The 11,814-nt window shown below is 65.9% G+C and carries 12 protein-coding genes; 7 read left to right on the top strand and 5 right to left on the bottom strand.

The window, feature by feature from the left end; translation table 11 throughout:
• Positions 1-70 precede the first annotated feature (70 nt).
• Positions 71-964 carry a LysR substrate-binding domain-containing protein gene (locus EN780_RS16840; RefSeq protein ID WP_128274760.1) on the top strand — a complete coding sequence of 298 codons (894 nt, stop codon included), beginning with the start codon at positions 71-73 and terminating at the stop codon, positions 962-964.
• An 11-nt stretch (positions 965-975) separates the two neighbouring features.
• On the opposite strand, the gene EN780_RS16835 is transcribed toward EN780_RS16840, so the two are convergent.
• Entirely contained in the window at positions 976-1,395 is a 420-nt protein-coding gene (locus EN780_RS16835; RefSeq protein WP_128274759.1) for a VOC family protein, read from the bottom strand.
• Between the two features lie 293 nt (positions 1,396-1,688).
• Here EN780_RS16835 and EN780_RS16830 point away from each other — a divergent pair, with 293 nt between their 5' ends.
• Positions 1,689-2,897 (top strand): MFS transporter, encoded by a 1,209-nt coding sequence (locus EN780_RS16830; RefSeq protein ID WP_128274758.1) that lies wholly within the window; start codon positions 1,689-1,691, stop codon positions 2,895-2,897.
• Between the two features lie 154 nt (positions 2,898-3,051).
• Positions 3,052-3,687: an ankyrin repeat domain-containing protein gene (locus tag EN780_RS16825; protein WP_128274757.1), complete on the top strand. Its 636-nt coding sequence runs from the start codon at positions 3,052-3,054 to the stop codon at positions 3,685-3,687.
• A gap of 80 nt (positions 3,688-3,767) precedes the next feature.
• Here EN780_RS16825 and EN780_RS16820 read toward each other — a convergent pair whose 3' ends face one another.
• From EN780_RS16820 to EN780_RS16805, 4 genes are all read right to left on the bottom strand, one after another.
• A complete protein-coding gene (locus tag EN780_RS16820) occupies positions 3,768-4,064 on the bottom strand; it encodes a DUF1330 domain-containing protein (RefSeq protein WP_128274756.1) in 297 nt (98 codons plus the stop codon).
• 15 nt (positions 4,065-4,079) lie between these two features.
• A complete protein-coding gene (locus tag EN780_RS16815; RefSeq protein WP_128274755.1) occupies positions 4,080-4,616 on the bottom strand; it encodes a GNAT family N-acetyltransferase in 537 nt (178 codons plus the stop codon).
• A gap of 82 nt (positions 4,617-4,698) precedes the next feature.
• A complete protein-coding gene (locus tag EN780_RS16810) occupies positions 4,699-5,262 on the bottom strand; it encodes a GNAT family N-acetyltransferase (protein ID WP_128274754.1) in 564 nt (187 codons plus the stop codon).
• A gap of 147 nt (positions 5,263-5,409) precedes the next feature.
• Positions 5,410-7,707 (bottom strand): cation:proton antiporter, encoded by a 2,298-nt coding sequence (locus EN780_RS16805; RefSeq protein ID WP_245499991.1) that lies wholly within the window; start codon positions 7,705-7,707, stop codon positions 5,410-5,412.
• A 173-nt stretch (positions 7,708-7,880) separates the two neighbouring features.
• Here EN780_RS16805 and EN780_RS16800 point away from each other — a divergent pair, with 173 nt between their 5' ends.
• From EN780_RS16800 to EN780_RS16785, 4 genes are all read left to right on the top strand, one after another.
• Entirely contained in the window at positions 7,881-8,084 is a 204-nt protein-coding gene (locus tag EN780_RS16800; protein ID WP_127394105.1) for a hypothetical protein, read from the top strand.
• 111 nt (positions 8,085-8,195) lie between these two features.
• On the top strand, positions 8,196-8,927 hold the full coding sequence (locus tag EN780_RS16795) for a DUF2270 domain-containing protein (protein WP_127286116.1): 732 nt from the start codon (positions 8,196-8,198) through the stop codon (positions 8,925-8,927).
• A gap of 198 nt (positions 8,928-9,125) precedes the next feature.
• Positions 9,126-11,345, top strand: a complete 2,220-nt coding sequence (locus tag EN780_RS16790; RefSeq protein WP_128274753.1) for a diguanylate cyclase — start codon at positions 9,126-9,128, stop codon at positions 11,343-11,345.
• 165 nt (positions 11,346-11,510) lie between these two features.
• Positions 11,511-11,699, top strand: a complete 189-nt coding sequence (locus EN780_RS16785) for a DUF1059 domain-containing protein (RefSeq protein ID WP_127284475.1) — start codon at positions 11,511-11,513, stop codon at positions 11,697-11,699.
• The last annotated feature ends 115 nt before the right edge of the window (positions 11,700-11,814 follow it).

Raw genomic sequence — 11,814 nt, 5'->3', positions numbered from 1 at the left:
GTGTTATATTCGACTTTCGCTGCTGGTTCGAACCAGAAAGCCTGAAATCGCACTGTAGAAAAACTACTCGATGCCCGAAGCCTTCCTGCGCTTGCCACCGCTCAATGCGCTGCGCGCCTTCGAGGCGTCGGCGCGGCATCTCAACTTCCGCCTCGCCGCGCATGAGCTCAACGTAACGCAGGGCGCGGTGGCGCAGCACATCCGAGGGCTGGAGGCCAGCCTCGGCGCGAAACTGTTCGAGCGGCTGCCGCGCGGCCTGGCGCTGACCGACGAGGGGCGCAACTATGTGCCCAACATCCGCCGCGCCTTCGAGCTGATCTCGGAGGCGACGGTGCTACTGCGGCCGGAACCGGCGCGGCTGACGATCAGCGTGACGCCGAGCTTCGCCACCAAATGGCTGATCCCGAAGCTGCCGGAGTTCGTCGCGCACAATCCGCTGGTCGACCTGCGCATCCTCGCCACCGAAAGCCTGTCGAGCTTCCAGGCGGACGGCGTCGACATCGCGGTGCGACAGGGGCGTCCTCCCTTCGGCCCCGGCCTCGTCGTCGACCTCCTGTTCCCGCAGCAAATCATCGCCGTCTGCAGCCCTGCCCTTTTGCCCCCCGGCGCCGGCGAAATCGCCGCGGCGGACATCCAGCAGCATGTCCTGCTGCATGACGGGCACACTCTGTGGCCGGAATTCATGGAAAAGGCGCTCGGCCTGAAGATGGCGAAGGAGGTCAAGCGCATGCGCTTCAACCAGACGGCGCTGGCGATCGACGCGGCGATCGCCGGCCAGGGCATCGCGCTTGCCAGCCGCTTCCTAGTCGCCGCCGACCTTGCCGCCGGACGGCTGGCGCAGCCGGTCCAGGGAGACATGCGCGGCACCCAGGATTTCCACGTCGTCATGCCGCGCAGGCAGCGGCATCCCGAACCGACGCAAACCGTCCGGCAATGGCTGCTGGATGCGAGCGAAGCGGGCTGAAGCTCCGTGCCCTAAAAGCTGATCTCCACCGCCGCCGCCCTCCGCTTCGCCTCGCCATGGAACACCGCCTCGATGTTGTTGCCGTCGGGGTCGAGCAGGAAGGCGGCGTAGTAGCCGGGGTGGTAGGGGCGCTCGCCGGGCGCGCCGTTGTCCTCGCCGCCGGCCGCAAGTCCCGCCTTGTACCAGGCGTCGACCATGGCGCGGTCCTTGGCCTGGAAGGCGAGATGATGGCGGCCGGTGAGCACGCCCTGGGCGGCGCGGCTGTCAACGCTGGAGACGAATAGTTCATCGGCCCAGAAGTAATCCTCGGCCTCGCCGCCGACCGGGATGCCCAGCACGTCGAACACCGCGCCGTAGAAGCGCCGGCTGGCCTTCAGGTCGCGCACCACAAGCTGGATGTGGTCGATGAGCCGGCCGCGATAGAGTTCCATGGAGAGCCTCCTGTTTTGACTGGTCAATCATCTAGAAGGGACCAACCTCCGGTCAATGTCGGGTATTGCATGCTACTGACACTAGAGAAGACGGTGGGGCGGAGGAGGTGTGATGCAACGCAACTTTTCAGGAGGCAGCAAAAATCACCCGTGCCAAAATCTGATTAAAAAATGCAACCGGATTGTCGGATTCAAGACGTCGTCAACGTCCTTCGGACGCAAGCGGCGTGACGAAGCTCGAAAGAGGCGCGCGCCGTGTCGACAAACTCTAGCTTCCGGCATGGGAGAAGAACATGAAGCTTTCCTATCGTTGGGTCATCGTCGCGGCTGGCGCGCTGATGACTTGCGTCGCCATCGGCGCGATGTTTTCGCTGGCGATCTTTCTCGAGCCGATGTCGCTCGACACCGGCTGGTCGCGCGCCGGCATATCGAGCGCGATGACGCTGAATTTTCTGGTCATGGGTCTCGGCGGCTTCGCCTGGGGCGCCATCTACGATCGCGTCGGCGCCCGGCCCGTCGTCTTCGCCGGCGCGCTGCTTCTGGGCCTGGCGCTGGTGCTGGCCAGCCGCACCGGCTCGCTCACCGTCTTCCAGCTCACCTATGGCGTCTTGGTCGGACTCGCGGCCAGCGCCTTCTTCGCGCCGATGATCGCGCTCACCACCGCCTGGTTCGACACCAACCGCAGCCTCGCCGTGTCGCTGGTATCGGCCGGCATGGGCGTGGCGCCGATGACCATCTCGCCCTTCGCGCGCTGGCTGATCACCACCTATGACTGGCGCGCGGCCATGTTCGACATCGGCGTCATGGCCTGGCTGCTGCTGCTGCCCGTCGCCTTCCTGGTGCGACAGCCGCCGGCGGCGGTCGCGGCAACCGATGGCGCGCCGGCATCCGACACCGACGATCCCGGCATGAGCGTCGGCCAGGCGCTGCGTTCGCCGCAATTCCTGGTGCTCGGCATGACCTTCTTCGCCTGCTGCGCGGCGCATTCCGGCCCGATCTTCCACATGGTGAGCTATGCCATGGCCTGCGGCGTGGCGCCGATGGCAGCCGTCTCGATCTACAGCGTCGAGGGCCTCGCCGGCCTCGGCGGGCGCCTGCTCTACGGCGTGCTCGGCGACCGGCTCGGCGTCAAGCCGGTGCTGATCACCGGGCTCCTCATCCAGGCCGCGGTGATCTCGGCCTATCTCGCGGTCAGCCGGCTCGAACAGTTCTATGTGCTGGCCGTCATCTTCGGCGCCACCTATGGCGGCGTCATGCCTCTCTACGCGGTGCTGGCGCGCGAATATTTCGGGCCGCGCATCATCGGCACCGTGTTCGGTGCCGCCACCATGCTGTCCAGCCTCGGCATGGCGTTCGGGCCTCTGGCCGGCGGCATGATCTATGACGCCTATGCCAGCTATTCCTGGCTGTTCATCGGCTCGGCGCTGGTCGGGCTGGGCGCCGCAGGCATCGCGATTGCCTTCCCGCCGCAGCCGAGCCGGCAGCGTCTGCAGATGGCGTAGGCAGCGAAAGACCGTCGGCGGTTCCATTCTTCACGGAACCGCCGACCGGTGGCGCGAAATCCATTTGCCGGACGCCTGCGAGTGTGAAAGGCTCCGCAAGAGACGCCGCATCCGATGAATGTCGGCACGATCCCATGGTCCGGGAGACATTGCAGTGACCGCAAGCTTGGAAGCCGAAGACGCCAGGAGTTGGTCGACCCTGCTGGTCGCGGCGGAAAAAGGCGACGCGGAAGCCGTGCGCGCGGAGCTTGCCGCCGGGGCGGACATCAACCAGAGCGACGAAGGCGGCTGGTCGGCCCTGCACCTTGCCGCCCACAATGCCCGCCTCGCAGTGCTCGAAGCCTTGATCGCGCAGCCGGAAATCGACGTCAATTCCCGGAACAAATGGAAGAGCACGCCGCTCAGCCTGGCCGCCGCCAAGGGTCACTACGACTGCATCCTGGCGCTGGCGGGACATCCTCGGATCGATATCAATGCCCGCGCCGACTATTATGGCAGGACGGCGCTGATCGAGGCGGCAAGGAACGGGCATCTCGATGTCGTCAAGCTGCTCGTCGAGCATGGCGCGGACGTCAATCTGGCCGACAAGACGGGGCGAAACAGCGCGCTCATCGAGGCCATCAAGGGACGCCACTACGAGGTCGCCGAGTATCTGCTGGAATCCAGGAAGGTGAACTTCCTCAACAAAGACATGCGGCTCAACGCATTGATCTGGGCCGGCAGCACCCGCAACGCCGAGCTCATCGAGACATTGGACGCCGCGATCCACACCTTCTTCGAGGGCAAGTGAGCGCAGGACCGACCGCGATCCACATGTCCTGACGCAGGCCGGCGCCGACGAACCCGCCGCGCACTGTTCGGTGGCAGGCGTCAGGCCGACGGCACGCCCTCGGTCGCGATGATGCGCGTGTTGGCGCAACGGAAGCGGATCTGCTTCAGCCGCTCGTACTCAGGCGAGTCGTACCAGGCGGTCAGCGCCGCCATGTCGGGGAATTCGATGATGACCAGACGGTGCGGCTCCCAGTCGCCCTCCAGCACCCGGGTCAAGCCGCCGCGCGCCAGGTAACGCCCGCCATGACGCGCTTCCGTCGCCGGAACCTCGCGCCGGTATTCATCGAACATGGCGGCGTCGGTGACGTCGACATCGGCAATGAGATAGGCAGCCATTCCAGTCCCTCCTTCTCAAATCGTCTTCCACATCATCAGGATCGGCACCGGCGCGCCGCCGCGATCGTCGTGGATCGTCTCGCCCGGCTGGTAGCCGCAGGCCCGGTAGAGCGGCTCCCCGGCCATCGTCGCGCCGAGCTCGACACGGCGAAAGCCCTCTGCCCTCGCCGCATTTTCGCAGAGCGAAAGGATGAGGCGGCCGACGCCGCGCCGCACGAAATCGGGATGCGTGTACATCGCCCGGACGCGCGCCGCGTCGCTGGCAGGATCGAGCAATGCCGCGTTGCGTCCCGGCGTGGTGTCGCCGCCATAGAGCGTGGCGCGCCGGCTCCAGCCGCCGCCGCCCGCCAGTGCTCCCCCGCAGGTCACGACAAAGTAGGTTCCGTCATCGATGAGCTGCGTGTCGAGGCCCATGATGGCGCGGCTGGATTCAATCTCGGCCTCGTTCAGGAAAGGTTTCTGCAGCTCGCCGATCGCCAGCGCCATCAGCGCCGAAATCGCCGCGATGTCGTCGCGCGTGGCTGTCCGGTACTGTAACTCCTGGCCAGACATTTGCGGGAATGCCAAAGTGTCATTGAGGGGTCGTAATTTATATTAGTGCATACTCATATCAAAGGGCCGGCATCCAAGGCTTTCAAGCGCCTGGCGCCACCGTTGTCGCCACCACCCAGCGGTGCTTGCCGATCTGACGGGCGCGGCGAAAGCCCTTCTTCTCGAACATCGCCAGCGTGCCGTTGTGCAGGAAGGCGCCGGCGACCTTTCGCCCTTGCGTGTCTTCGGGATAGCTCTCCACCGTGCCGCCGCCGAGGCGCGCGATCTCGCCGAGCGCACCTGCCAGCGCGGCGGCGGCCACGCCTTCGCCACGACGCGTCTTGTCGATGAAGAAGCAGGTGATGCGCCAGTCCGGATGGTTTGCCAGCCCTTCTTCATAGGCGCGCCGGTGCTTGATGCGCGGCAGTTCATCGGTCGGCCCGAATTGGCACCAGCCGACGCAGGCCGCGCCGTCGAAGACAAGCGCGGCATGCGTGCTGCCGTCCCGGACCCTTGCCTGCTTGGCGGCGCGGTTGCCGCCGGCGCCGTTGCCCTTGGCATGGAAGGCCATGCACCAGCAGCCGCCCCAAACGCCATTGTGGCGCTCGACCAGCGCGGCGAAATCCGGCCAGGTTGTTTCGTCGAGGGGTTTTACGCCGAAGCTCATCGTAGTTCCTCAAAGCCAGCGATAGCCGTTTTGAAGGTTCGCGCCTCAGTTCCGGAACAGGCGGCAAATCCCGACATCATCAGCGTCGTCCCTTCGAATGAGTAAAGCGAATGAAGGCGTCGACAATCGGGACGCGGGCTGGGCCTGTCAACCGCTGATGGAGCGCCCCGCCTCCCTCCCCTCGTCGTCGCGGCGCAGCCGCGCGTCGGAGATCAGCATCACCGGGCACGGGCAGCGCTGCAGCACGCCGCTCGTCGTCTCGCCGAAGATGAGCTCGTCGCCCGGCCGCCGCGCCACGCCCATGACGATCAACGCCACCCTCCTGCCAGCCTGGCGGGCAATGGCATCGGCGGCGGCGGCCCTGCTGCGGATGGCGGTCTCGATCTCGACGCCATAGCGGTCGGCAAGCTCGACAATGTCCTTAAGCACAGCCTCCCTACGGCGATGCGAGACGGTGTCACGCGGTTCGTCGCGGCCGACCCGCGCAACATAGAGCATCTTGACCGGCGCCCCGGTGACAGCGGCAATGGCAAGCGCGAGCTCGGCGCCACGGCGGGCGACCGAAGTGCCATTGACCGGCACCAGGATCTTGCCTGATCCCGGGCCGAGCCTCGGCATCTGCCGGCCGGCGCCGGCGGGCTTCAGCACCAGACAGAGCGGGCCGTCGAAGGCGCCGGCGATGTCGTTCAAGCGATGCGAGAAGCTGCCCTTTGAAGTCACCGCGCGGCCGAGCCCGATGAGCAGCACGCCGTAGCCTTTGCGGGCTTCCTTCGCCACCGCCTCGGCCGACAGCCGCGCTTCGTGCCGGCGACGGGTGACGGGCGCCTCGCGGGCCGGCTCCTGGTCGGCCTGGAGTGCCGCCTCGCGGCCCTCCTCGGCGCCCCGCTCGATCTCGTCCAGATGCGCCGCCTCGTCGGGCTCGGCTTCGCTTTCGCCGCTGGCATGCAGCACCGTCATCGGCTTGCCGGCCCCGACCACGCCGGCAAGGTAGGCGGCGAAGCGACCGACCACGCCCTCGTCGACGACCACAAGCAGCCGCTCCAGATTGGCGATGAAGCCGCGCTGGTCGACCTCCTCGCGCTCCAACCGCTTCTTCTCCGCCTCGCCGATCGACAGGCGCCCCAGCGCCCAGCGTAGCGTCGGCGGCATCGCCAAAGTGGTGATGACGGCCATGGTCACGATCATGGTGAAGAGGTTGTGCGAGAGCACGCCTATCGACAGGCCGATCGAGGCGACGATGACTTCGGTCGAGCCGCGCGCGTTCATGCCGCAGCCGACGGCGATGCCCTCGGCACGGCTCATGCCGGCGAGTTCCGCGCCGATGAAGGCGCCGGCGAACTTGCCGATGCTGGCAATAGCGACCAGCGCCACTGTAAGCAGTGCCAGCTGCGGATCGACGAGCACGGTGAGATCCGTCGACAGACCGGCGACGCCGAAGAACACCGGCATGAATAGCGCCGTGATGACGCCGCGCAACTGGCCCTCGATGTGGCGCGACAGGATCGGCGACTCGCCGACCAGTATGCCGGCGACAAAGGCGCCGAGCACGGTGTGGACGCCGATCAGGTCGGTGATCAGCGCCATGGCGCCCATGATGGCGAGGATGATGGTGACGACGGCGTATTCGCTGTGGAAATTGTCATTGGTCCAGCGGATGGCGTCGAAGACGATGCGGCGGCCGAGCGTGAATGAAAAGGCCATGAAGGCGGCGACGCCTAATATCGTGAAGGCAAGGCTGCTCACCTCGACGCGGCCATGGGTAGCGATGCCGATGGTAATCGCGATGATCACCCAACCGATCGTGTCCTCGATGATTGCCGACGAGACGATGGTCTGGCCGAGGTCGCGGCGCATGAAGTTCATCTCGCGCACTACCATGGCGACGATCTTAACCGAGGAGATCGACAGCGCGGTGCCGAGGAACAGGCCTGCGACGATGCGCTCGCCGCCTGGGGCGAGCAGCGTCGCAGGCATGAACTGCGCCGCGACGAAGCCGATCGCGAAGGGCACCGCCACGCCGGCTGCGGAGATGGAGAAGCAGGCGCGGCCGACCCTGCGCACCAGCTTGAGGTCGGTTTCCATGCCGGTGAGCAAAAGCAGCATCAGCACGCCGAGCTGGGCCACGGCATTGATCATGCTTTTCTGGCTGGCATCGCCGGAAAAGATCACCCGTTCCCCCTCCGGCCACAGCCAGCCGAGCAGCGAGGGGCCGAGCAGGATGCCGGCGATGAGCTGGCCCATCACGGCAGGCTGGCCGAAGCGTTCAAGCAGTTCGCCGAGACCGCGTCCGACGAGAAGCAAAAGGATGATCTCGAGAACGAAGACCCCCTCGCTCGACATGCCGGTCTTCTCGGCGCCCCAAGCCATGGCCGGCGTCACGAACAGCGTCATTGCCGCCATCGCGACCGACCGGCGCCTGTTTGGCAGGAAGGACAAGATTCGCACCCCTCGATTATAGCGAACGACAACGGTTTGGCGCGCCTATCGGTTGCACCGCCGTGGCGCGGAAACGCTTCGGGCAACGCGGACAATTCGATTCAAATGCGGCTGTGGATGTTTGCTTTCGGGTAAAGCGACTCGAGCATCTTCGCGGCACGGCGGGCAATAAGGAGAAGCTAATGAAAAGCGACTTTGCCGCCGCTCGTCTGCACCTCGAGCGGGCCGGCCACTATCTGCGCGGCGATGACGAAGCCAGCCACACGACGCTTGCGGCGCTCGATCTCATGATAGAAGCAATCACGGTGGCTCAATACAGCCGCCATTCGGCCGATGTGGTGGAATTTCCGGGACCGGCCGCGAGGAAAATCTCCTACCAGGGCTGAAGCCGGGTTTCCGACATCCACGCGCGGGAACGTTTCAGTGTGCCGCGCGTTGTTGTCATCGGGGTGATGGCCGGCCATTTCCGCCGGCCATTGCATTTGGATGGCAAGGGGATGTCCAAGATCGAGACCGTCAAGCCCGTCGAGGCGGCGGCAGCGCCGCGGGCCTCTGATGCGTTCGCGCTGAAACTCACCTCCTCCGAACTGGCGACGACGATGTCGCATTTCCACCGCGCCGAGATCGCGCGCATGGCCGGCTGGCGCGACAGGCTCGACCGCACCAGCAACTGGGCGATCACCGTCGCCGCCGCGATGCTCTCGGTATCGCTGTCGACGCCGAGCTCGCATCACGGCGTGCTGCTGTTCGCGATGCTGCTGATCACGCTGCTGCTCTGGATCGAGGCGCGGCGCTACCGCTTCTTCGACGTCTACCGTGCCCGGGTGCGCCAGTTCGAGCGCTACTATTTCGCGCAGATCTTCTCGCCGCAGCCCGACTTCGCCTCCAACTGGCTGGCGATCGTCGGCGAAGGCCTGCGCTCGCCCCGCTTCCTGATCTCGCAGCGCGCGGCGCTGGTGCGCCGGCTGCGCCGCAACTACATCTTCATGTACACGATCCTGATGCTCGCCTGGGTGCTGAAGATCACGACACCCAGCCTGCAGCGCGAAGGCTCGCCGATCGGCTTCGGCGCCTCGTTTCTCGACGCGATGCGCGTGGCCGCGCTCGGGCCGGTGCCCGGCATCGTTGTCGCGTCCATCGTGGGACTGTTCTATGTCGGCCTGCTCGCCGCCGCCTTCCTCGTCAGCAGCGACGAGGGCGAGCTCTCACACGGCACCGTGCATGTCTGAGCGGACGAAGGCTGCAACCTGATCCTAATTCCAGCTGCTGCTTTCGAAGAAAGCAGGCGCCGCCGATGCCTCGCCGGGACAACCTCCGGGCCCGGCCGCCGTTAGCACGTTGATAAGCAATTGGTAATAAAAGCTCATGGATGAGAGACTTGCCTCAATCCGCGAGCACAATGGCGCCATCGCCGGCAGGGCCCTGCCGTGCGCATTAGGAGCCTGATCATCCTCAGCATGGTCGGCGCCGCGGCGCTGATCGGAACGGTCGGCGGCGTCGCGGTCTTCACGCAGATGGCGGCGACCAAATATCTGGGGCTGACCGAGGCGACCAATGTCGCGCGCGAGCTCGCCGACACGATCGTCTTCAAGCCGTCCGACGAGACGCCTTCGCTGCTCGAGCGGCCCGAGGCGCTCAACCAGTTCCTGGAGCTGCAACACGGGCGCTCGCAGCGGGATTTCGTCGTCGTCGACCGCAACAAGGTCATCGTCGCCCACGCCGCCGACGAGGAGCACAAGGCCGGCGACAAATTCGAGCACGACCCCGGCAACGAGGTCGGCCAGACGCTGGAAGACGGCATCCCGCGCAAGTTCGTCGATCCGGAGGAAGTGAACGCCATACTGGCCGTTCCGATCGAACAGAGCGGGAAGACGATCGTCGGCGCCGTGCTGCTGGAATACGATGCGGTGCTGAACGCGGCCGAGCAGCGCACCAACAGCATGCTGTGGCTGATTGGCCTCAGCGCGGTTGCCGCCATGCTGGTGGCGGCTCTCTTCGCCTGGGTGCTGCTCAGCCGTTTCGGCTCCGGCCTCAGGGATATGATGCGCGGCATGCAGGCGCTGGCGCAGGGCAATCAAATGATGCGCATCAGCCATGGCCGCAAGGATGAGTTCGGGCAGCTGGCCGACGGCTTCAACACCATGGCGGACCAGCTCGCGTCGGCGCGGGCGCACATCGAGGACATCGTCGAGACGGTGGCCGAAGGCATCGCGGTGCTCGACGCCCATGGCCGCATCGCCAGCGCCAATCCCGCGGCGGCAACGATGGTCGGCCGGCGCGCCGACAAGATCGTCGGCCTGCAATGGGACGCGGCGCTGAAACTCCACGACGCAAGAGGCGGCGACTTCGCCGGCGGGACGTCTCCCGTCGAGATGGCTTTGGCCACCGGGCGCCAGCACCAGGGCGAAGTGCGCCTGACCAAATCGGATGGATCGCAAGTGCCCGTCATCGCCAGCTGCAGCCCGCTGAGCCGGTCGGAGGGCGGGCTGGTGCTGACGCTGAACGATATCAGCGAATTGCGCCGCGCCGAAGGCGTCGTCAACGAGCGCGCCGACCAGCTCGCCGTCCTCAATCGCGAGCTGCACGAGAAGTCGGAAACCACGACCCGGCTGGTCAAGCTCGGCGAGCTGCTGCAGGCCTGCGTGACCTTCCCCGAAGCCTTCTCGGTGGTCGGCACGGCGATGACCGAGTTCCTCGGCGGCCTGAGCGGCAGCGTGCATCTGACCAGCGCCTCGCGCAACCTGGTGGAAGAGATGGCGCACTGGGGCGACGTACGCTCCAGCGTCAACCAGTTCGCGCCGGAGGACTGCTGGGCGTTGCGGCGCGGCCAGGAGCACGTCGCCGGCCCAGGCATGCTGACGCCGCGCTGCGCGCATATCACCGAGAACGGCAAGAAGGGCTATGTCTGCATGCCGCTGGCGGCGCAGGGCGAGACGCTGGGCATCCTGCATTTGTGCGAGCCCAACGCGGCCGAGAAACCGCAATGGCTTGCCGAGCGGCAGCAGATCCTGCGCGGCGTCGTCGACACGCTGGCGCTGGCACTGGCCAATCTGCGCCTGCGCGAGACGCTCAGGCAGCAATCGATCCGCGATCCGAACACCGGCCTGTTCAACCGCCGCTATCTCGAGGAAACCAGCAGCCGCGAACTCAGGCGCATGGAGCGCTCGAGCCAGCCGCTGGCGATCATCATGCTCGACGTCGACCACTTCAAGCAGTTCAACGACACGTTCGGCCACGAAGCCGGCGACCTCGTGCTGAAGCAGGTCGCGGCAACCCTGATCGAGCATGCCCGCGACAGCGATGTCGTGTCGCGCTATGGCGGCGAGGAATTCGCGCTGGTCATGCCGGGCTGTTCGCTCGAAGAGGGCGCCGCGCGCGCGGAAACGCTGCGCCAGGCGATCAAGCAGCTGCATCTGGCGCACCGCGGCCGCACGCTGGGCACCGTCACGGCCTCATTCGGCGTCGCCGCCTATCCCGAGCATGGCGCCGGCTGGGCCGAGCTGACGAACGCCGCCGACCACGCCCAATATGACGCCAAGGCGGAAGGCCGCGACCGCGTCGTCGTCGCCAGGAACAATGCGCCCGGCGAGCGCCCGGCGATCCAGTTGGTGTCACCCGCGAAAGGCGGCGCCGAGGCCAAGGGCTGATATGTTTTCACCGTCGGCCATCCTCGATCCTCAATTTGCCGCACCAAGCACGAACCAGCGCTAATCCGATTGGATGAAATGCGCGTACGGCGCATTCGAAAACTGTGAATTGACAAGCGAGCCGCTTCCTCGCCTGCTACCTGGGCAAACTAGGGAGGCGTAGATATGGCCTATTCATATCGGTGCAAGGACTACCCTGGGATGGAAGCCTGTCCAGGATCGTTCACGGCTGAGACCGAAACTGAACTGTGGAAACACATCGAGCTTCACGCCGCCATCGCTCATCAGGAGAACCCCGAGCAGTGGTCGCCGGAAGACCGTCAACAGGTGAAAAAGATCATTCAGGCCAGCTAACCCTTGGCGGTCTCGCGCATCGCGACGGCGACAATCGCGCCCGAGAAAAACGTCAGTGCGGCGATCGACGTGATCGCCCATGAGAGCCCGAAGCGATCGGCGATGAGGCCCTCGG

The organism is Mesorhizobium sp. M4B.F.Ca.ET.089.01.1.1 (assembly GCF_004022605.1).
GTDB lineage: Bacteria > Pseudomonadota > Alphaproteobacteria > Rhizobiales > Rhizobiaceae > Mesorhizobium > Mesorhizobium abyssinicae.
Note: the sequence above shows the minus strand (reverse complement) of the source record. Positions and strands in the feature narration are given on the sequence as shown.